This window comes from Streptomyces sp. NPDC048560 (genome assembly GCF_040650955.1).
Classification (GTDB): domain Bacteria; phylum Actinomycetota; class Actinomycetes; order Streptomycetales; family Streptomycetaceae; genus Streptomyces.
The window spans coordinates 120,470-141,009 of record NZ_JBEZIJ010000002.1 but is presented as its reverse complement, the minus strand read 5'-3'; the positions used below and the strand labels follow the sequence as shown (position 1 = coordinate 141,009).

Here is a 20,540-nt window from a genome sequence, read left to right as displayed (position 1 = left end):
CTCCTTGGGGAGTTGTCGGGCGGAGTGCCGTGTCAGCGGGCGTCAGGGGCGGCGCCGAGGGCGGTGCGCAGCGTGGTGACGGCGAGGTTGATCGCGGCGTCGGCGGCGTGGGTGCCGCGCAGGGCGTTGAGCATGACGAAGTCGTGGATGACGCCCTGGAAGCGGACGGCGGTCACGGGGACACCGGCCTGGCGGAGCTTGTTGGCGTACGCCTCGCCCTCGTCGCGCAGGACGTCGGCCTCGCCGGTGACGACGAGGGCGGGCGGCAGTCCGGTGAGCTGTTCGGTGGTGGCCCGCAGGGGAGACGCGGTGATCTGCGCGCGCTCTTCCTCGTCGGTGGTGTACTGGTCCCAGAACCACTGCATGCCGTCGCGGCGCAGGAAGTAGCCGGTGGCGAACTGGTGGTACGAGGACGTGTCGAAGGCGGCGTCCGTGACCGGGTAGAACAACACCTGTGCCAGCAGCGGGAGGCCGCCGCGCTCCTTGGCCATGAGGGTCAGGGCGGCGGCCATGTTGCCGCCGACCGAGTCGCCGGCCACCGCGATGCGCGACGGGTCCAGGCCGTGACCGGCGCCCTGGTCGACGATCCAGCGGGCCACGGCGTAGTTCTGCTCGATGGCGACCGGGTAGCGGGCCTCCGGGGAGAGCTCGTACTCGGGAAAGACCACCGCGGCTCCGGCCCCGACGGCGAGTTCACGCACCAGTCGGTCATGGGTGTGGGCGTTGCCGAACACCCAGCCGGCGCCGTGGATGTACAGGATCACGGGAAGGGTTCCGACCGCACCGGCGGGGCGCACGACACGGGCACGGACACTGCCCGTCGGACCGCCGGAGACGGTGATCCACTCCTCGTCGACGGCCGGCATGGCCACTTCACCCGACTGCACCTCGTCCACCGCCTTGCGCCCCTCGGCGGGCGGCAGGTCGAACAGGAACGGGGGATTGGCCGTCGCCTCGGCGAACGCCGCCGCCGCCGGCTCCAGCACCGGTCGCGGGGGCTCCACTACATCCGACATCAGACACTCCTCTGTTTCGTTGGCGCGCCGGTCCTGCCGGCGATTCATCCCCGGGTGCTCGTACAACCGCACACGGAGATGAGCCACTTCGCACGCTAAAGGAGCGGCGGTGCGGTGAATTGCCCGTCAGCGCACGGACTCTGGACTCACAGCGCAGTGACAATTCCCGGTGCACTGTCGGCACCGACGCAGTGCACTCCGGGCACACACCTGCGCCACGGAGCCGCATAACGTGGTGGGGCAGCGAGGGCCACGGGGCCGACGGGCGGCTATACGTCGGCCTGTCGGCCCGTACGGGCCCCGGGGCGTAATTCCTGGAGACGGTCACCGTGGAAGTCCACGGATCACGCGGCGCACGGGAATTCACCCGCCGGGCTTCGCAGCCGCTCGTCGGGCCCGCCATGGAATTCGCTCCCCTGCCCGGCCGCGATCGCAATGCAGCGCACTCGACGCTGTCTCAATCCGTAGGAGGTTGTCGAAGGTGTCAACGATGCCCGTCGGCGGGCTGGTGCCCCATGCCACCGACGACGCCGCGGACCTGGTCGTCCGCAACGCGAAGATCCACACGGGCGACCCGCACCGGCCGCAGGCCGAGGCGCTCGCCGTCACGGCCGGAGTCATCACGGCCGTCGGCGACGACAGCGACGTCGCCCCGTACATCGGACCCGCCACGAAGGTGGTGGACGCAATCGGCCGGCGGATGGTCCCCGGCCTCAACGACTCCCACCTCCACGTGATCCGGGGCGGCCTCAACTACGTCCTGGAACTGCGCTGGGACGGCGTGTCCACGCTGCGGCAGGGCCTGGCGATGCTGCGGGACCAGGCGGCCCGCACCCCGAAGGGCCAGTGGGTACGGGTGGTCGGGGGATGGTCGGCCGAGCAGTTCGCCGAACGCCGGCTGCCGACCGTCGCCGAGCTGAACGCCGCTGCTCCGGACACCCCGGTGTTCGTCCTGCACCTGTACCAGTCGGCGGTACTCAACCGGGCGGCGCTCAAGGCCGCCGGGTACACCAGGGAAACCCCCGATCCCAAGGGGGGCCAGATCGTGCGGGGCAGGGACGGAGAGCCGACCGGCATGTTGCTGGCCGCGCCCAGCGCCCTGATCCTGTACTCGACCCTGGCCAAGGCGCCTGTCCTGGAAGGGGAGGACAGGAAGACCTCCACAAGGCACTTCCTGCGGGAACTGAACCGATTCGGTCTTACCTCGGCCATCGACGCGGCCGGCGGATTCCAGAACTTCCCCGACAACTACAGCACCGTCGTCGAGCTCGCCGAAGCCGGGCAGCTCTCGTTGCGCATCGCCTATCACCTGTTCCCGCAGACCGCGGGCCAGGAAATAGCCGACCTGTCCCGGTGGATCGAGATGGTCCGGCCGCAGGACGGTGACTCCTGGCTGCGCCTCAACGGGGCGGGCGAGAATCTCACCTGGGCGGCAGCCGATTTCGAGAATTTCGCCCAGCCGCGTCCTGCCCATCCCGAAGGCTACGAGGTGGAATTCGAGAAGGCGGTACGCCTTCTCATGGAGAACGGATGGGGATTCCGGCTCCACGCGACGTACGACGAGACCATCCGACGCGATCTCGCCGTATTCGAGAAACTGGCCGCCGAGGGACTCTTCCCGTCAGGGAAAAGGTGGTTGTTCGACCACGCGGAGACCGTCTCCGCGGACAGCCTCGACCGCATCGCCGCGCTCGGCGGCGCCCTGTCCGTGCAGAACAGGCTGTCCTTCCAGGGGGAGGCGTTCCTGCGCCGGTACGGCCCCGGCGCGGCGGCGGACGCCCCTCCGATCGGCGCCATGCTGCGACGCGGACTGACCGTCGGCGCGGGAACGGACGCCACCCGGGTGTCCACGTACAACCCGTGGGTCGCCCTGCACTGGCTGATCACCGGCAGGACCGTCGGTGACCTGGTCGTCCGCCCGCCGCACAACCGCGTCGACCGGAGCACCGCGCTCGCCATGTTCACCGAAGCGGGCGCCAGGCTGACGGGCGAGGAGGACGTCAAGGGAGTCCTGCGCCCCGGCTTCTTCGGCGACTTCGCGGTCCTGTCCGAGGACTACTTCACCGTCCCCGAACCCGACATCGCCCACATCGAGGCCCTGCTGACGGTCGTCGGTGGCCGGATCGTGTACGCCACGGGCGAGTACGAGGGCATCGACGAGGAACTGCCGCCCGTCAGCCCGGCCTGGAGCCCGGTGGCGCACTTCGGGGGCTACCAGGCCACACCGCCCACCGGCCTGTCCGGCACCCGTCAGGCCGAACTGCTCGGCCAGGCCGTCGCGGAGTCCGAACAGCACCGTCAGTGGCGCGCCCGGCGCGGCCTCACCCCTCACACCGCGAGCACGGTCTTCGACCCCTGCTTCGCACTCTGACCTCCCGGGAGGGCCCCGGCCACGAGCCGGCCCTCCCGGGACACCACCCCCACCCGCCGTCCCCGGGACGGCCGGTCCCGCTGCGGGCACCCGCCCGCGCGCACCCACAAGAAAGGCACTCCCATGGTCGACATCTCCGACGTCACGGCGGTCCCCAGCCCCGACCTGCTGACGCCCGACAACTGCGCTGTGCTGTTCGTGGACCACCAGCCGCAGATGTTCTTCGCCGCCGGGAGCGGAGACCGCGGCGCCGTCGTCAACTCCACCGTGGGCCTGGCGAAGGCGGCGAAGGTCTTCGACGTGCCGGTGGTGCTGAGCACCGTGGCGGCCGAGTCCTTCTCGGGGCCGATCCTGCCGCAGCTGGCCGCCGTCTTCCCCGGGCACGAGGTCATCGACCGCACGTCGATGAACGCCTGGGAGGACGTCTCCTTCGTCGAGGCGGTCAAGGCGACGGGGCGCAGGAAGCTCGTCATCGCAGGGCTGTGGACCGAGGTCTGTGTCGTGCTCCCGACCCTTTCGGCGCTCTCCCAGGGCTACGAGGTCTACGTCGTCACGGACGCGTCCGCCGGGGTCAGCCCCCAGGCGCACGAGCACGCCGTGCAGCGCATGGTCCAGGGCGGCGCCGTTCCGGTGACCTGGGTGCAGGTCCTGCTGGAGTTCCAGCGGGACTGGGCGCGTACGGACACGTACGTCCCCGTCACGGACGTCGTGAAGGAGCACGCCGGCGCGTACGGCCTCGGGGTCGTCTACGCGCAGGCCGTCCTCGGCGCCCACGCGGCCGGCTGAGCCCTTCCCGGCCCACCTTCCCCAGCATCAGAGCAGCTACCGAACGTCAGGAACAGGCAGAACGAATGGATACGGGACTACTGGTCCTCCGCCTCGTGGCGGGGCTCCTCATCGCCGGACACGGCGTGCAGAAGGTCAGCTTCCGGCTGGGCGGCAAGGGCCTGGCGGGGGGAACCGAGGAGTTCCGGCGCGACGGCTTCCGGGGAGGCCGTCTGACCGCGCTCGCGGCGGGCGGCAGCCAGATCGGTGCCGGTCTGTTCCTGGCGGCCGGTCTGCTCACTCCCATGGCGGCCATGGCCGCCATGGGAGTGATGACGGTGGCGAGCGCCGTCAAGTGGCGCAAGGGGCTCTGGGTGCAGGATGACGGGTACGAGTATCCGCTGGTCCTCGTCGCCGTCTCCGCGGCGGCGGCGCTCACCGGCCCGGGCCGGTGGTCGCTCGACCACGCGCTCGGGCTGGCCTCCTGGCCCCTGTGGGTCTCCCTCGCGGCCCTCGTCCTCGGACCGTGCAGCGGACTGCTCACCCGCGCGGTGCTGCACCGCCCCCTTCACACCGGAAGGACCGACGCGTGACGCACAGGCTGGTGAACGACGTGGTCGGCACCCTGTTCCCGCCCAAGGGGGACAGGCACGGCCCGCTCATGCCGCTCATGCTGACGCTGACGGTGGTGACGGGACTCGTGGACGCGGTGAGCTACCTGGCACTCGGCCACGTCTTCGTCGCCAACATGACCGGCAACGTGGTCTTCCTCGGATTCGCGCTGGCGGGAGCCGAGGGGCTGTCCGCCTCCGCCTCCCTCGTCGCGATGGCCGCGTTCCTCGCAGGCGCGCTGGCGGGAGGCCGCTTCGGCACCCGCTTCGCCGCACACCGTGGCCGGCTGCTGACCGTCGCCGCGGGGCTGCAGGCGGTCCTCGTCGCCGCGGCCGTCGTCGCCGCACTGGTCTCGCACGGCAGGGTGGGCACCGGCACCCAGTACACCCTGATCGTCCTCCTGGGCCTCGCCATGGGCCTCCAGAACGCCGTGGCGCGGCGCCTCGGAGTCCCGGACCTGACCACCACGGTGCTGACCCTGACGCTCACGGGCCTCGCCGCAGACTCCACCTCGGCAGGAGGAGCGGCCCCGCGGCCGGGCCGGCGGTTCCTCTCCGTACTGGCGATGTTCCTCGGCGCCCTCGTCGGAGCCGTCCTGCTGCGGCACGCCGAACTCGCCGCCGTACTGGGCTCGGCACTGGTGCTGCTCGTGGTGACCTCGGTGGTCGCGCACCGCCTCTCGGGTTCCGGCGCGCCCTGGACCGAGCCGCTGCCCTGATCCGTCGGCCGCGCCGGGCCGGGACCGTGCCCGGCCGGAGGTCACTGTGCCGCGTTCCCCCGCACCGGATGTTTGCTCATGATGGAGATCCGGTTGAAGGCGTTGATGGTGATCGCCACCCAGATGGCCGCGGAGATCTCGTCGTCGGTGAGGGAGTTCCGGGCCACCGCGTAGGCGCTCTCCTGGAGGGCGGCGTCCGCCGGTGCGGTGGTCGCCTCGGCCAGGGCGAGCGCCGCGCGTTCCCGCGCCGTGAAGAGTTCGGTGTCACGCCAGGCCGGCAGCACGCCCAGGCGCTGGGTCGTCTCGCCCGCGCGCAGGGCCGCGCGGGTGTGCAGACCGAGGCAGTAGGCGCAGCCGTTGATCTGCGACACGCGGATGTTGATCAGTTCCACGAGAATGCGGTCGAGGCCCGCGTCGGCGGCGACCGTGCGGACCTCCTCGGCCGCCCCGACGAGTGCGTGATAGGCCTTGGGGCTCTGCTTGTCGAGGTACACGCGCTTTCCCGCCGGACCTGCTGCCATGTCGCTCAACGCGGACTCCTTCACGGGACGTTCCGTCCCGCACTCGTGCTGCCGTGCACTTCGCGGGGTGACGGCCTACCATGGATAATATTGTTGAACATGAAACCATATATGGGGGAGGGGAGCGCGATGAGTGACGTCGAAGTGGAGCCCGAGGTGTCGGATCCGGCCGCATCCGTGTCGCGGGTCGAGGTGGTCTCCGCGCGGGAGGTGCCGTTGGGCGGCCTGCGCGCGATGACGGTGCGGCGGACGCTGCCGCAGCGCGCCCGGACCCTGATCGGGGCCTGGTGCTTCGTCGACCACTACGGTCCCGACGACGTCGCGGCCACGGGCGGCATGGACGTGGCTCCCCACCCGCACACCGGTCTGCAGACCGTGAGCTGGCTGTTCAGCGGGGAGATCGAGCACCGCGACAGCCTGGGCAGCCACGCGATGGTGCGCCCGGGCGAGCTCAACCTGATGACGGGCGGGCACGGCATCAGCCACTCGGAGGTGTCGACCCCGCGCACCACGATTCTCCACGGTGTGCAGCTGTGGGTGGCGCTCCCGGAGCGACACCGGCACGCGGAGCGTGACTTCAGGCACTACGCACCGGGCTCGGTGCACGTGGACGGCGCCGACATCCGGGTGTTCCTGGGGCGCCTCGCCGGAGAGGTGTCACCGGTGCCGACCTTCACCCCCCTGCTCGGCGCCGAGATCCTCCTGCGGCCGGGCGCGTCCGTGACCCTTGCGACGGACCCGGAGTTCGAGCACGGCCTCCTCGTCGACAGCGGAGGCGTCCGCATGGACGGAACGCTCCTCCAGGCCGCGGAGCTGGGATACCGCGACACGGGAAGCAGCACCCTGACCCTGACGAACGAGACGGACGCCGGTGCCCGGCTCGTACTGCTGGGCGGCCCGCCGTTCGGGGAACAGATCGTCATGTGGTGGAACTTCGTGGGCCGCAGCCACGACGACATCGTCGAGGCCAGAGAGGCCTGGCAGGCCGCGTCCGACCGCTTCGGTGAGGTCGACGGCTTCGACGGATACCGCATCCCCGCGCCCGCACTGCCCAACGCCACCATCACACCGCGCAGAAACCCGACCCGTCCGAAAGGCACACGATGACGCAGCCCGTTCCCACTCCCACCGTCCGGCGAGTGGACCCCAAGCACCGCTACGAGATCCTGGTCGACGACACGGTGGCAGGTCTGACGGCCTACCGCGACCGCGATGACCAGCGCGTCTTCTACCACACCGAGGTCGATGACGCCTTCGCCGGACAGGGCCTGGCCTCCGTGCTCGTCCAGCAGGCACTGACGGACGTACGTACGTCGGGGAAGCGGATCGTGCCCGTCTGCCCGTACGTGGCGAAGTTCCTCAAGAAGCATGACGAGTTCGCCGACATCGTCGATCCGGTCACCCCCGAGATCCTGCAGTGGCTGGACACCGTGCCGGCGAGCTGAGCCCGCCGTACGCGCACGCGCCGGGGCCGGCTTCACCGGGCTCGCTCCGGCGCGACCAGCGGCTGCCGGCTGTCGCGGCTTCCGCCGGCGGACAGGCTTCGCCATTCGCGGGGGGAGATGCCGTAGGAGCCGCGGAACACCCTGCTGAAATGAGCGGGGTTGACGAATCCCCACCGCTGCGCCACCGACGAGACCGTCGGTGCCACCCGGCCTCCGCGCGCCAGTTCGCGCGCGCACTCCTCCAGCCGGCGCCGCAGCATCAGCCTGCCGACGGTGATGCCCTCGTCCTGGAAGAGCCGGTGCAGATAGCGCACCGAGATGTGGTGAGCCTTCGCGATGGCCTCGGGCGAGAGCGCCGGGTCGCCCAGGTTGCCGTCGATGTGGTCGCGTATGCGCGCCACCAGCGCGCCGCGGGAGTCCTGCGGTCCCGGCCCCGCGCCGTCGGCCTGCTCGGCGACCAGGGTGGCGAACAGGTCGACGACGCCGGAGGCCAGCCGCCCGGCTGCGGCCGGGGAGTACGACGGCGCGGAGGCGACCAGCGTGGACAGGAAGGGTGTCAGGACGGCGCCGTACCCCTGCGTGGTGTCGATCGCCGTCGCGGTGATCCTGCGGAGGTCGTCGTCGGGCAGGGCCAGCGAGCGCCGGGGCAGGCGCACGACCCGGGTCGAGAAGCGCTCCGGGTAGTCCAGGAAGTACGGCCGTGCCGTGTCGTACACCATGAGTCCGCCCGGGCCGACCGTGGCCCGTCTGCCGTCCTGCGCGAGGGTGGCCGTGCCGGAGACCTGGACGCCGAGCATCACGAACGACTCCCGGGAGCGCCCTATGTGCCCCGACGTCCTGCTGGTGCGGTGAGCGTCCGCTTCGACGGAGGAGACGTGGAGGAAGCCGACTTGGTGGGTGGTGATCCGGCCGGCGAAGGGGCCGCCGGCCGGCCGGGCGACGGCCGTCGGGACCGGCTGTGTACTCATCGCTTCCCGCCAGTAGGCGAGCTGCTGCTCCTGGGGCACCGAAGCAGTCGTCAATTCCCGGCTCATCTGCCACTCCTCTTCGTCCACGTGACACCGGCGGAGACCTCGGATCCGTAGCGCAGAGGGATCGAGGCGGTTGCCGGTGCCCGGATGAGCGACGGCGGGTGCCTGGTCCTGCGCGGATGTCCTGCCGACCGGACAGCGTCCGTGCGGCAGGAGCCGGGCAGCAGCGTCGCGGCCCGGTTCTCCGCCGTTGACCAGCCAAGCAGCGGGCCGGGCGGGTTCCCAGGCAGAAAGCAGGCAGAAACAGGCACGAGCCGATGCCACTTGGCGGTCGTCCGTAGCGCACCCGCACAAGTGCACCCACGGAACAGAGAGCGTGCGCGCAGAGAAAGGAGACGGGCGCCGCGACGGCCTACCGTGGTCGCGGGTGCGCCGGGGCCTCAACCCCTCGACGCGCTCCGGGCCCTGCCCTCAGCAGGTCCGGACCGACAGGGAGGGCGGAGTGCGGGGCCGTTCAGGGAGTGCGGAGTGCGGAGCCGTTCAGGGAGTGCGGGGCCGGGTGGCGCGCGGAGCCCGTCACACCGTGGCCGGGCGTGCGAGGCGCTCCCGGGCGTCGGCGACGACCTGCGGATCGGCGCCGGGTCCCAGGGCGGCACAGCGTGCGAAGACCTCGCGCGCTTCCGCCGTACGCCCCGCGGCGAGCAGGACGTCCCCCAGGCTGATCAGCCGGCGGCTCTCCAGGGCGGTGTTGCCGGCGTCGTGGTACATCTCGATGGCCGTACGCAGATGGGCGACCGCCTCGTCCCACCTCTCCAACTGGGCGTACGTCATGCCCATGTTGGAGTGGGCTTCGAGGCGGCAGATGGCGGCGATGTGCGGTTCGATCCGGTCGCCGGCGTCCTCCAGGAACGCGCAGACACGCCGGCAGGCGGACAGTGCCTCCTCGGGCCGGCCCTGACCCATCAGGCTCATGACGTGGTTGTGCTGCGCCTGAAGACTGCCGTGCAGGTCTCCCGCGGCTTCGAACAGGGCAGCCGCCTGACGGATCTCCTCGTCGGCACTCGCGTAGTCCTCGACCTTGCCGAAGGCCCAGCCCCGGTAGTTGTGGGCCCACGCCTGCTGCTGGGCGTCTCCCGCGCGCCGGGCGGCGCCCAGGGCCTCGCCGGCGCGGGCGATGCTGTCCTGGGGGAGGCCCTCGCACAGGAGCAGGGCCCAGGCGTGGTAGTTGAGCTGCGTCGCTTCGAGGAGCGGGTCACCCAGCGCCCGGGCCGACCGGACCGCGGTGTCGAAGATCTCGGGCCAGTGCCCCCAGAAGATCCACTGGTCGGAGAACCAGTGCAGCGCCTCGGCCACCTCCACCACCGTGGTGTGTTCGCCGGCTGCCCGGGCCGCGCGCAGGGCTGTCAGCCAGTTGGTGCCCTCCGCCTTCAGCCACTGACCGGCCATGTCCGCGGAGGACAGGTCGACCATGCCCTGCCAGGTGTCCGGCGGCGCGCCGTGATCGGGCTCGAACCAGCGGCCGGCCAGAACGGTGGTCTCCAGCAGCCAGTGGTACAGCGTCGCACGGGCCTCCTCGACGGCCTCGGCGCTCTCCTCGGCCTCCAGGCGGGCACGGGCGAACAGGCACAGCAGGTCGTGGAGCCGGTAGCGGTCCCGTTCCGCGCCCAGCAGTCCGGCCTCGACCAGTTCGTCCAGGGTGTCCTCGGCGTCGAACAGCTCCTGACCGGTCAGCCAGGCCGCCGCGGCGGCGCCGGTGCTCGGGCCGGGGACGAGTGCCAGACGCCGGAACAGACGGGCGGCAGCGGGGGTGAGCTGACGGTAGGACAGCTCGAAGGCGGCGGACACCCGCACGTCCCCGGCGGCCAGGGCGCCCAGTCGCCGGTCGTCGACGGAGAGGCGGTCGGCGAGGCGCCGCAGGGGCCAGCCCGTTCGGGTGGCCAGCCAGTTGCCCGCCACCCGCAGCGCCAGGGGCAGGTATCCGCAGCGCCGCGCGACCTCGGCGAGGGAGGCCGGGTCGGCCTCGGCCCGCTCAGCCCCCACCAGTGCCGTCAGGAACACGGCGGCCTCCGCCGGGGCCAGCTCGCCCAGCGGGAGTCGGTGCACGCTCTCCAGCCCGGTGAGCATCCGGCGGCTGGTCACCACGACCATCCCGGCCCCGGCGCCCGGCAGGAGCGGCCGCACCTGCGACTCGTCACGGGCGTTGTCGAGCACCAGCAGACAGCGCCGGTCCGCGAGGAGCCGCCGGTACAGCCCGGGATGTCCCTGCGGTCCGGCCTTGGCGAGGTCGCGGTCGGCCACCTGAAACGCCTTGAGCGCGGCGAGCATGAGTTCGGCGGGGCCGGGCGGGTCGTCGTCCATGCCCCGCAGGTCGAGTACCAGTTGTCCGTCGGGGAAGCGGTCCGCCAGCTGCCGGGCCGCGTGCAGGGCGAGCGTGGTCTTACCGGTGCCGGGCGGCCCGGACACGGCCACCACCACCGGATGGGCGCCACCTGCTTCCGGGCCCCCCGGTCCGACGGCCGGGTGCCGGGCGGCCCGTTCCGCGAGCTCGGTCAGGCCGGCGAGTTCGTGCTCACGGCCGACGAAGTCGTCGACCCCGCGCGGGAAGGTCCGTACTCCCGCCGGGCTGTACCCCGCACTGCGGCCGGCGCGGGCGACCGTCAGCAACTGTTCCCGGTCCGCGTCGCCGAGCCCGAGCCCGTCCGCGAGGGCGGCCACCGTCCGCCGCTGCGGAGCTGCCCGCCGCCCCCGTTCCAGATCGCCGATGCCGCGCACACTCACGCCCGACGCCTCCGCCAGACCTTCGATGGTCAGCGACGCGGTCAGCCGCAGTGCGCGCAGCACAGCCCCGAACGTCCCGTACTCGCCGCTCACCCTGCCCCCTGATCGTCATGCCCCTTCACAGCCCTCCGGGCATGATCGGATGAAATTCTAGTAGGACGAAAGGGCTGCCTTCGTCATGCCATGTCAGGCCCCGTCCGTCGTGCGCCGGTATGGGGTGCGCCGACAGAGGGGTGCGCCGGTCGTCGAGGTCCGCCCAGCGGTCGCCGTGCGCGTCTCCGCGACACCCGGCTCGCGCGGGAAGTAGTGCGGGAGGCCCGGCGGAACGGCTCCGGGAGCAGGCTCTCCGACGCGCGTACCGGTGTGACGTACGCGGTTCCCTTCGTTCGGTCGAGTGCGCTTGCATGTAAGGAGTGGACCGCTCGGGTGCGAAACATGATCGACTCCGCCCGTTCTCGGCGATGGTCTTGCCCCGCTGTGGGACGGGGCTTACGTTCTCCCGTACGCACTGTGTCTACGGGCGTAGAAACCACGTAGAGGCTCTCTGACGCCGCGTCGAAGGAGCAGCTCATGTCCCACGTCGTACGCGCCGCCCTCGTCCAGGCGACCTGGACCGGCGACACCGAATCCATGATCGCCAAGCACGAGGAGCACGCGCGCGAGGCCGCCCGGCAGGGAGCGAAGATCATCGGCTTCCAGGAGGTGTTCAACGCCCCCTACTTCTGCCAGGTGCAGGAACCCGAGCACTACCGCTGGGCCGAGGCCGTCCCGGACGGGCCCACCGTCCGCCGGATGCGCGACCTGGCCCGGGAGACCGGCATGGTGGTGGTCGTGCCGGTCTTCGAGATCGAGCAGTCCGGCTTCTACTACAACACCGCCGCGGTGATCGACGCCGACGGCACGTATCTCGGCAAGTACCGCAAGCACCACATCCCGCAGGTCAAGGGATTCTGGGAGAAGTACTACTTCAAGCCCGGGAACGCCGGCTGGCCGGTGTTCGACACCGCCGTCGGCAAGGTCGGCGTCTACATCTGCTACGACCGCCACTTCCCCGAGGGCTGGCGCCAACTGGGCCTGAACGGGGCTCAGCTGGTCTACAACCCGTCCGCGACCTCACGCGGACTCTCCAGCCACCTCTGGCAGCTCGAACAGCCCGCGTCGGCGGTCGCCAACGAGTACTTCGTCGCCGCGATCAACCGGGTCGGCCAGGAGGAGTACGGCGACAACGACTTCTACGGCACCAGCTACTTCGTCGACCCGCGCGGCCAGTTCGTGGGTGACGTCGCCAGCGACAAGGACGAGGAACTCGTCGTCCGCGACCTCGACTTCGGGATGATCGAGGAGGTACGGAAGCAGTGGGCGTTCTTCCGGGACCGCCGCCCCGACGCGTACGAGGGGCTGGTCGAGCCGTGACCGGGCTGCACGAGCGCCACCTCGCCGTCAGCCCGGACTGGCTGGCGCTCTACTACCGCGACCCGCTGGAGCTCACCCACGGCGAGGGCCGGCACGTCTGGGACGCGGACGGCAACCGCTACCTCGACTTCTTCGGCGGCATCCTCACCACGATGACCGCGCACGCGCTGCCCGAGGTGACCAAGGCGGTCGCCGAGCAGGCCGGGCGGATCATCCACTCCTCGACGCTCTACCTCAACCGCCCGATGGTGGAACTCGCCGAGCGTGTCGCCGCCCTCTCCGGTATCCCCGACGCGCGGGTCTTCTTCACCACGTCGGGCACCGAGGCCAACGACACGGCGATGCTGCTCGCGACGGCCTACCGCAGGTCCAACCAGATTCTCGCGATGCGCAACAGCTACCACGGGCGGTCGTTCTCGGCCGTCTCCGTCACCGGCAACCGGGCCTGGACACCCACGAGCCTTTCGCCGCTGCAGACCCTGTACGTGCACGGTGGCGTCCGCACCCGCGGACCGTACGCGGAGCTGAGCGACGACCGGTTCGTCAAGGCATGCGTCGCCGATCTGGAGGACCTGCTCGGGCACACCCGCGACGCCGCCGCGCTGATCGCCGAACCCATCCAGGGCGTCGGCGGATTCACCTCACCGCCCGACGGGCTGTACGCGGCGTTCCGTCAGGTCCTCGACCGGCACGGCATCCTCTGGATCTCGGACGAGGTGCAGACCGGCTGGGGGAGGACGGGCGACCACTTCTGGGGCTGGCAGGCACACGCCGAGCACGGGCCGCCGGACATCCTCACGTTCGCCAAGGGGATCGGCAACGGCATGTCGATCGGTGGAGTCGTCGCCCGCGCCGAGGTCATGAACAGCCTGGACGCGAACTCCATCTCGACGTTCGGCGGCTCGCCGGTCACGATGGCGGCCGGGCTCGCCAACCTCTCGTACCTCCTGGAGCACGACCTCCCGGGCAACGCCCGGCGCGTAGGCGGACTGCTCATCGAGCGGCTGCGGGCGGTCGTGGCGGGCTCCGCGCACGTACGGGAGGTGCGGGGCCGCGGCCTCATGATCGGCATCGAACTGGTGAAGCCGGGCACCGACGAGGCGAACCCCGAGACCGCGGCCGCCGTCCTCGAAGCGGCGAGGGAACGCGGACTGCTGCTGGGCAAGGGCGGCGGGCACAGCACCAGCGTGCTGCGGATCGCCCCGCCGCTGTCCCTGACGGTCGCCGAGGCCGAGGAGGGGGCGGCGATCCTCGGCGAGGCCCTGCGCGCGGTGGAGTAGGCCGGGCTGCCGGTCCCGGCCGGGTGCGGCCCGGACCCGGCCGGTCCCGCGGCCCTACTTGCTGTGCACGATCTGGATCAGGTTCCCGCACGTGTCGTCCAGGACCGCGGTGGTGATCGGCCCCATCTCCAGCGGCTCCTGGGTGAAGCGCACCCCGAGCTTCCGCAGCCGCGCGAACTCGGCGGGTACGTCGTCCACGGCGAACGACGTGGCCGGGATGCCGTCCTCGACCAGAGCGTTCTTGTACGGCTGAACCGCGGGGTGCCCGGAGGGTTCGAGGAGGAGTTCGGTCCCGTCGGGGTCCTCCGGCGAGACGACCGTCAGCCACCGGTCCGTACCCACCGGGACGTCGTGCTTCTTCACGAAGCCCAGCGTGTCGGTGTAGAAGCTCAGGGCCTTGGCCTGGTCGTCGACGAAGACGCTGCTCAGGTGGATTCTCATGGGGGGCTCTCCGGTCCGTCGGGCCTGAGCCATCGGGTCATGATGCGCTCAAGGGGGGCGGTGTTCAGATCGTGGAACTTGTAGCGGCCCTGGCGCCGCGTGCGGACCAGATCCGCTGCTTCCAGGACGGCCAGATGCTGGCTGACGGCCTGGCGGGACAGGCCCAGGCCGTGCTTCGTCATCAGCCTGGCGCAGATCTCGAACAGCGTCTGGCCGTCCCGTTCCACCAGCTCGTCGAGGATGTGCCGACGGGTGGGGTCGGCCAGCGCCTTGAAGACATCCTCCGCCATGAACGCGATGATAGGCAAGCATCGACTTGCCTATCAAGTGAGGAACCGCCCCGCGTTCCCCCGTCCGGACGCCACCGCACGTACACGCCGCCGCACGGGGGCGGACCCCGGTGCCGCACCGGCGCCGTGCCGGGCGGCGGGTTGGGCCGGTGGGGTACGCCGTACGGGAAACGGAAACGTCCTCATCGGCCGGCAGGCGCGGTATTGCCACAGTGGGTAACCCACTTCTACGTTCTTCACCACGTATGCCCCACCCCTTCCCGCGAGGCGAAATCCTTGATCCGAAGCGAATGGAGCTGAGCTGTGACACGCACTCTGATCACCGGTGGTCTTGTCATCACCGCGTCCGACGAACTCCACGTGGACGTGCTCGTCGAAGAGAGCCGGGTCGTCGCTCTGGCCACTCCGGACAGTCATGGATGGACGGCTGACCGGGTCATCGACGCGCGGGGGAAGTACGTCATCCCGGGCGGGGTCGACGGCCACACCCACATGGAGATGCCGTTCGGCGGCACCACGTCCTCCGACACGTTCGAGACGGGGACCCGGGCGGCCGCCTGGGGCGGCACCACCACGATCGTCGACTTCGCCATCCAGTCGAAGGGGCGCTCCCTCCGGGAGGGCCTCGACACGTGGCACGCGAAGGCCGACGGCACCTGTGCCATCGACTACGGCTTTCACATGATCATGTCCGACGTGAACGAGTCGTCCCTCAAGCAGATGGACACGCTGATCGAGGCCGGCGTGACCTCCTTCAAGCTCTTCACCGCCTACCCCGGGGTGTTCTACTCGGACGACGGCCAGATTCTCCGGGCCATGCAGCGGGCGAGCGGCAACGGCGGGCTGGTCATGATGCACGCCGAGAACGGCATCGCCATCGACGTCCTCGTTGAGCAGGCCCTCGCACGAGGAGAGCGCGACCCCCGCTATCACGGGGAGGTCCGGAAGGCTCTCCTGGAAGCCGAGGCGACCCACCGCGTCATCCGGCTGAGCCAGGTCGCCGGTGCTCCCGTGTACGTCGTCCACGTCTCTGCCCGGGAAGCCCTGGCGGAGTTGACCCGGGCCCGTGACGAAGGTCTGCCGGTGTTCGGTGAGACCTGCCCGCAGTACCTCTTCCTGTCCACCGACAACCTGGCCGAGCCGGACTTCGAGGGCGCCAAGTACGTCTGCTCGACACCGCTCCGGCCGAAGGACCACCAGGCGGCACTGTGGCGCGGGCTGCGGACCAACGACCTCCAGGTCGTCTCCACCGACCACTGCCCGTTCTGCTTCAAGGGCCAGAAGGACATGGGCGTCGGCGACTTCTCGAAGATCCCCAACGGTATGCCGGGCGTGGAGCACCGGATGGATCTGCTGCATCAGGCCGTGGTGGACGGGCACATCTCACGCCGCCGCTGGATCGAGATCGCGTGCGCCGCGCCGGCCCGGATGTTCGGCCTCTACCCGAGGAAGGGGACGATCGCGCCGGGCGCCGACGCGGACATCGTCGTGTACGACCCGGAGGCCCAGCAGGTGCTGTCCGCCGAGACGCACCACATGAACGTCGACTACTCGGCGTACGAGGGCAGGCGGATCACCGGCCGGGTCGAGACCGTCCTGTCGCGCGGCGTCCCCGTCATCGAGGGAGGCGCGTACGTCGGCCGCGCGGGTCACGGGGCCTACGTGCCCAGGGGGTTGTGCCAGTACCTGTGAGCGCAGGTGGCGCCCGGGACCGTACGACGCGGGACCGTACGACGCGGGACCGCACGACGCGGAAGTGTGCCACCGGGCGGTTCCTGGCGTGCCGAGCGGCGGGCCGAGGTCACCGGCACGAGTCTGGGCGGCACCGCGAACCCCGGTGGAGACGCGAGGACGGAGGGCGGCCGGCCGTCTCGGCGCGCGTCGGCGGACGCGTTGTCCGTCAGGGCGCGGGCGGTGCGGGCCGCGGCCCCGGGGCCATCGAGTCACCGCCGACGGCCGCGTCGGCGCACACCGTGGGCGCTGCCGGCAGGCCAGGCTCCCGCGCGTTCTTCTCCGGCCGGCGCCGCCGCCTCGGTGACGACCTCGCAGCGGCGGACCGTCGACCGGCGCGGGGGCTTCCCCAGGCAGGAGAAGCGGTCCAGGATGGTCACCCGCGAGTCGGTTTCCGAGGCATCGCCGTACACGGTCCCGCGCGGTCTCGTGAGGAAGGATCCGCCGGAGTGCGTCACTCGCGGACAGTGCCCGCAGAGGATCCCCTGGACTAGGAGCACCTGTCATGGACTTCGGACTCGTCCTCCAGACCGACCCGCCGGCGTCGGCCGTCGTCGGCCTCATGCGCCGCGCGGAACGCAACGGCTTCCGCTACGGCTGGACCTTCGACTCGACGGTGCTCTGGCAGGAGCCCTTCGTCATCTACAGCCGCATCCTGGAACACACCGAGCGGCTGATCGTCGGACCGATGGTCACCAACCCCTCCACCCGCACCTGGGAGGTCACCGCCTCCACCTTCGCCACCCTCAACGAGATGTACGGCAACCGGACGGTGTGCGGCATCGGCCGCGGCGACTCGGCGATGCGGGTCGCCGGCCGCAAACCCAACACCCTGGCCCGCCTGGGCGAGTCGATCGACGCCATCCGGGACCTCGCCGAGGGGCGGGAGGCGACCGTCGACGGCCAGCCCGTGCGCATCCCCTGGATCAAGGACGGCCGGCTGCCGGTCTGGATGGGCGCGTACGGTCCCAAGGCGCTCGCCCTGGCAGGGAGCAAGGCCGACGGGTTCATCCTCCAGCTCGCCGACCCCTACCTCACCGAGTGGATGGTCAAGGCGGTTCGGCAGTCGGCGGCCGACGCCGGCCGGGACCCGGACGACGTCACCATCTGCGTGGCCGCGCCCGCCTACGTCAGTGACGACCTGGCGCACGCCCGTGAGCAGTGCCGCTGGTTCGGCGGCATGGTCGGCAACCACGTGGCCGACCTCGTCGCGCGGTACGGCGAGCACTCGGGCCTCGTGCCCGACGCGCTCACGGAGTACATCGCCGGGCGGTCCGGATACGACTACAGCCACCACGGCCGTACGGGTAACCCGGACACCGCCTTCGTGCCTGACGAGATCGTCGACCGGTTCTGCCTGCTCGGCCCGGCCGAGGCCCACATCGAGAAGCTGCAGGTCCTGCGGGACCTGGGCGTCGACCAGTTCGCCGTGTACAACATGCACGACGCGCGCGAGGCGACCATCGACGCCTACGGTTCCGAGATCATCCCCGCCCTCTCCGGCTGAGCGTCCGGCGGCGGGGCACCGCCTCCGAACGGAGCGGGAGTCCGCCCCGGCAGGGTGGTGGCACCGCCTGTCTCGTCCTCGGACGGCGTGGCCGTGGGCACAGGCTCGTCGAAGCCGGAGAAGCCCACGACCGCGCCGGCCGACGAACCCCGGGCCGATACGCGCATCGGACAGCGCCGGGGATGCCGCCCCCCTCGGCCCTGGCGCCCTTGGTGAGCGCCCCGGCCGCGTTGCCGGCGTCGTCGGTGATCAGCTCGCGGCAGGTGTCCCTTGTCGTCACCGGGGTCCGGCCGGGTCGCCCCCTTGGGGAAGCCCTGGTCAGGGCCGTGTTCCGGCGTGCGAATCGTGCCTGCGAGGGTGCGCCGGACGGAGATCGGACGCGCGGCGGCCGATTGACGGGAGCGCGCGGGCCTCGGTAACCTCCAGGTACATTTGCTTTGGAAGCAAACCGACTTCGCGGAGGCAGCCTCATGCCCGTTCCCCAGGACATCGACAGCCGGGCCGCAGGGCGGCAACTGCTCACCGGGCACCGGGAACTGCGTGCCCAGCTGGCGGAGCTGCGGGCCGCCCTGGACGAGACGAGCGCGGCGGGGGCCGTCCGCGACGCGGGAGCCAACGCCGCGCTCATCCAGCAGCTGCGCAACCGCTGCCTGGAGTACTGCCTGGGACTGCACCACCACCACACCATGGAGGACGGCGCCTTTCCCGTCTTCGAACAGCGCTACCCCGAGATCGCTCCCGTCATCGAGCGGCTCCGCGAGGAGCACCGGCAGGTGGCCGCGGGACTGGAGCGCCTGGGCAAGCTCGTGGCGGCCGACGACGGCCAGGACGTCACCTGGCTGAAGGAGGAACTGGAGCGGACCGTGGCAGGACTGGAGGAGCACTTCCTCTACGAGGAGACGTATCTGCTCCCCGCCCTGGGCGTCGTCGTGCCCCCGGCGACCTGAGAGCGGGAGGGTGCGGACCGTCGGGTAGCGTGTCCGACCTGGACCGGAGGTGACCATGGCAGAGGCGGAAGAGGTGCCGGGTGAGGACGCGGAGGACCGTCTCACCACGGAGGACGCGGTCCGCGCCATGCTGCTCACGATGCCGCGGCTGATCTCGCGCGCCAAGAGGACGCCGGTGCCCGAGCAGCTCCGTTCGCTCCGGCTGGCGCCCAGACATCTGTCGCTGCTGTCCTGCCTGCTGTTCGACGGACCCACGCCGGTCAAGGACCTGGCCGCCCGCCTCGAAGTCGCACCGACCACCGTCAGCCTGATGGTCAGTGACCTCCAGCGCCAGGGGGTCGTCGAGCGCCGCTCCGACCCCGGCGACCGCAGGCGCAGCATCGTCTCGATCAGCGAGGACCCCACCACGCGCGGGGCCGTCGACGCCTGGCTGGCCAGCAGCGCAAAGGCATGGCACCAGGTCCTCGACGGCCTCAGCCCCCAGGAGCGCGCCACCGTCGTGCGCGTCATCCACGGCTACGAGGAAGCGCTCGCCGAGACTTCCTGAACCGGACGGGCCGCGGGATCCATCGCCTCGCGCAGCCGCAGGACCGCCGTCGTGAACGACCCCACGCCGCGCCGCGTCACCAGAGCCAGGTCCTCGGGCGTGTCCACGTCGAGCCGGATCCCGCTGTCCGTCGCCGGGCCGATCGAGAAGGCCCCGCTCGCGGCGTGCGACCGGGCGGAACCGGCCCCGAAGCTCGGGGCGAGCGCACTGGGCACGAGAGACGTGAGGACGGTCGTCCCCGTGCCGTTGTGGTCGGGGACGAACGCCCGGCGGTGCCGGAGCGCCTGGGCCAGTACCTCCGCCAACTCCTGCGGGCGCAGCCCCGGAAGGTCGGCGGTGAGCACCGCCACCGGTCCCCGGGGGTTCAGTGCCGAGGACCGGGCGGCGCCCGCTCGCACCGCGGTGTTCAGGCCGAGCCCGGGGGAGTCGTGGCCGACGTCCGCGCCCATGGTGCGGGCCTGCGCGGCGGCGAGCGGGTCGGACGTCACGACCACGACGGTACGGACCCCGGCGGTGGCGCGGACCGCCCGCAGCGTGTCCAGGAAGAAGGCGTGCGCCAGCTCCCTGCGCCAGGGGCCGAGTTCGTCCGTAAGCCTGCTCTTGGCCGCGCTGAACGGCTTGACCGGCAGTACCACCGACCACACGGGGATCAGCCCTCGGCTCGGGCGCGTGCCACCAGGTCGTCGCGCTCGATGACCCGTGACCGGGCGCGCAGCGTGCCGCCCACGCGGACGAGGGTGTCGCGGACGAAACAGGTCGGCTCCACCAGCACGGAGCCGTCCGGCGACGCGACGGTCACCGTCGCGTAGTAGCTGGTGGAGACGGAGCCGTCGTCCGCCTCCTCGACCGTCATCATGTCGAACCAGTGCCGCGGCTGCCCCTCGCCGAACCTGCCCGCAGCGCCCCGGGCGGCCGCCTCGATGGCGTCGGGGCCACGCAGGCCGCCGCCTCCGGCAGGAGCGAACACCGAGTCCTGGGAGAAGGACGCGGCGAATCCGCCGAAGTCACCTCCGTCCATGCGGTGCATCTGGCGGGCGTAGAACTGGGTCACCTCCACATACAGTTCGGGCGAGGGGATCTTGGGTCCGGGAGTCTCGTCGGTGGTCATGTCCCGATGCTGGGCGCGACGGCTGGAGGCGGGATCGAGGGGCGGCGGAGCCGTGGCTGTCCGGCCGGTGTCGAGCCGG

The 20,540-nt window shown here is 71.2% G+C and carries 20 protein-coding genes; 12 read left to right on the top strand and 8 right to left on the bottom strand.

The genetic code is table 11. The annotated features are described in order from the left end of the window. Nucleotides 1–32: 32 nt before the first annotated feature. Nucleotides 33–1,016, bottom strand: a complete 984-nt coding sequence (locus tag AB0C82_RS07405) for an alpha/beta hydrolase (RefSeq protein ID WP_362837321.1) — start codon at nt 1,014–1,016, stop codon at nt 33–35. Between the two features lie 490 nt (nt 1,017–1,506). On the opposite strand from AB0C82_RS07405, the gene AB0C82_RS07400 reads away from it, so the two are divergent. From AB0C82_RS07400 to AB0C82_RS07385, 4 genes are all read left to right on the top strand, one after another. After that, a complete protein-coding gene (locus AB0C82_RS07400) occupies nt 1,507–3,387 on the top strand; it encodes an amidohydrolase (RefSeq protein ID WP_362838366.1) in 1,881 nt (626 codons plus the stop codon). A gap of 123 nt (nt 3,388–3,510) precedes the next feature. Beyond that, a complete protein-coding gene (locus AB0C82_RS07395; protein ID WP_362837319.1) occupies nt 3,511–4,173 on the top strand; it encodes a hydrolase in 663 nt (220 codons plus the stop codon). Nucleotides 4,174–4,238: 65 nt separating this feature from the next. Next, the gene (locus AB0C82_RS07390; protein WP_362837317.1) at nt 4,239–4,745 is read left to right on the top strand and encodes a DoxX family protein; all 507 of its coding nucleotides are present in this window, start codon (nt 4,239–4,241) and stop codon (nt 4,743–4,745) included. A gap of 68 nt (nt 4,746–4,813) precedes the next feature. After that, nucleotides 4,814–5,482, top strand: coding sequence for a YoaK family protein (locus tag AB0C82_RS07385; protein ID WP_362838363.1), 669 nt, complete (start codon nt 4,814–4,816; stop codon nt 5,480–5,482). Nucleotides 5,483–5,523: 41 nt separating this feature from the next. Here AB0C82_RS07385 and AB0C82_RS07380 read toward each other — a convergent pair whose 3' ends face one another. Continuing rightward, nucleotides 5,524–6,003, bottom strand: coding sequence for a carboxymuconolactone decarboxylase family protein (locus tag AB0C82_RS07380; protein ID WP_362838360.1), 480 nt, complete (start codon nt 6,001–6,003; stop codon nt 5,524–5,526). Between the two features lie 129 nt (nt 6,004–6,132). Between AB0C82_RS07380 and AB0C82_RS07375 the strand changes: the two genes are divergently transcribed. Together AB0C82_RS07375 and AB0C82_RS07370 are read left to right on the top strand one after the other, a co-directional pair. Further along, nucleotides 6,133–7,110, top strand: coding sequence for a pirin family protein (locus tag AB0C82_RS07375; protein WP_362837315.1), 978 nt, complete (start codon nt 6,133–6,135; stop codon nt 7,108–7,110). Then, nucleotides 7,107–7,448, top strand: a complete 342-nt coding sequence (locus AB0C82_RS07370; RefSeq protein ID WP_362837313.1) for a GNAT family N-acetyltransferase — start codon at nt 7,107–7,109, stop codon at nt 7,446–7,448. Before AB0C82_RS07375 ends, AB0C82_RS07370 begins: the two co-directional genes overlap by 4 nt. A 32-nt stretch (nt 7,449–7,480) precedes the next feature. Here the strand turns inward: AB0C82_RS07370 and AB0C82_RS07365 are convergent, their stop codons facing one another. Further along, a complete protein-coding gene (locus tag AB0C82_RS07365; RefSeq protein WP_362837311.1) occupies nt 7,481–8,482 on the bottom strand; it encodes a helix-turn-helix domain-containing protein in 1,002 nt (333 codons plus the stop codon). 513 nt (nt 8,483–8,995) lie between these two features. Then, the gene (locus AB0C82_RS07360) at nt 8,996–11,290 is read right to left on the bottom strand and encodes a helix-turn-helix domain-containing protein (RefSeq protein ID WP_362837309.1); all 2,295 of its coding nucleotides are present in this window, start codon (nt 11,288–11,290) and stop codon (nt 8,996–8,998) included. A gap of 477 nt (nt 11,291–11,767) precedes the next feature. Between AB0C82_RS07360 and AB0C82_RS07355 the strand changes: the two genes are divergently transcribed. Then, a complete protein-coding gene (locus AB0C82_RS07355; protein WP_362837307.1) occupies nt 11,768–12,610 on the top strand; it encodes a nitrilase-related carbon-nitrogen hydrolase in 843 nt (280 codons plus the stop codon). Further along, nucleotides 12,607–13,890, top strand: coding sequence for an aspartate aminotransferase family protein (locus AB0C82_RS07350; protein WP_362837303.1), 1,284 nt, complete (start codon nt 12,607–12,609; stop codon nt 13,888–13,890). Before AB0C82_RS07355 ends, AB0C82_RS07350 begins: the two co-directional genes overlap by 4 nt. A 54-nt stretch (nt 13,891–13,944) precedes the next feature. Here AB0C82_RS07350 and AB0C82_RS07345 read toward each other — a convergent pair whose 3' ends face one another. Next, nucleotides 13,945–14,331: a VOC family protein gene (locus tag AB0C82_RS07345; protein WP_362837301.1), complete on the bottom strand. Its 387-nt coding sequence runs from the start codon at nt 14,329–14,331 to the stop codon at nt 13,945–13,947. After that, nucleotides 14,328–14,621 carry a metalloregulator ArsR/SmtB family transcription factor gene (locus tag AB0C82_RS07340; RefSeq protein ID WP_362837299.1) on the bottom strand — a complete coding sequence of 98 codons (294 nt, stop codon included), beginning with the start codon at nt 14,619–14,621 and terminating at the stop codon, nt 14,328–14,330. Before AB0C82_RS07340 ends, AB0C82_RS07345 begins: the two co-directional genes overlap by 4 nt. A gap of 303 nt (nt 14,622–14,924) precedes the next feature. On the opposite strand from AB0C82_RS07340, the gene hydA reads away from it, so the two are divergent. The 4 genes from hydA (at nt 14,925) to AB0C82_RS07320 (ending at nt 19,353) form a co-directional block, all read left to right on the top strand. After that, entirely contained in the window at nt 14,925–16,313 is a 1,389-nt protein-coding gene (hydA, locus tag AB0C82_RS07335) for a dihydropyrimidinase (protein ID WP_362837297.1), read from the top strand. A gap of 544 nt (nt 16,314–16,857) precedes the next feature. Then, nucleotides 16,858–17,859: a TIGR03842 family LLM class F420-dependent oxidoreductase gene (locus AB0C82_RS07330; protein ID WP_362837295.1), complete on the top strand. Its 1,002-nt coding sequence runs from the start codon at nt 16,858–16,860 to the stop codon at nt 17,857–17,859. Nucleotides 17,860–18,329: 470 nt separating this feature from the next. Next, entirely contained in the window at nt 18,330–18,806 is a 477-nt protein-coding gene (locus tag AB0C82_RS07325) for a hemerythrin domain-containing protein (RefSeq protein WP_362837293.1), read from the top strand. A 55-nt stretch (nt 18,807–18,861) separates the two neighbouring features. After that, entirely contained in the window at nt 18,862–19,353 is a 492-nt protein-coding gene (locus tag AB0C82_RS07320; protein ID WP_362837291.1) for a MarR family winged helix-turn-helix transcriptional regulator, read from the top strand. On the opposite strand, the gene cofC is transcribed toward AB0C82_RS07320, so the two are convergent. Further along, nucleotides 19,323–19,997 (bottom strand): 2-phospho-L-lactate guanylyltransferase, encoded by a 675-nt coding sequence (cofC, locus tag AB0C82_RS07315; RefSeq protein WP_362837289.1) that lies wholly within the window; start codon nt 19,995–19,997, stop codon nt 19,323–19,325. The two genes, AB0C82_RS07320 and cofC, sit on opposite strands and share 31 nt — an antisense overlap. 5 nt (nt 19,998–20,002) lie before the next feature. Continuing rightward, complete coding sequence (locus AB0C82_RS07310) at nt 20,003–20,461, bottom strand: nuclear transport factor 2 family protein (protein WP_362837287.1); 459 nt, start codon at nt 20,459–20,461, stop codon at nt 20,003–20,005. Between the last annotated feature and the right edge of the window lie 79 nt (nt 20,462–20,540).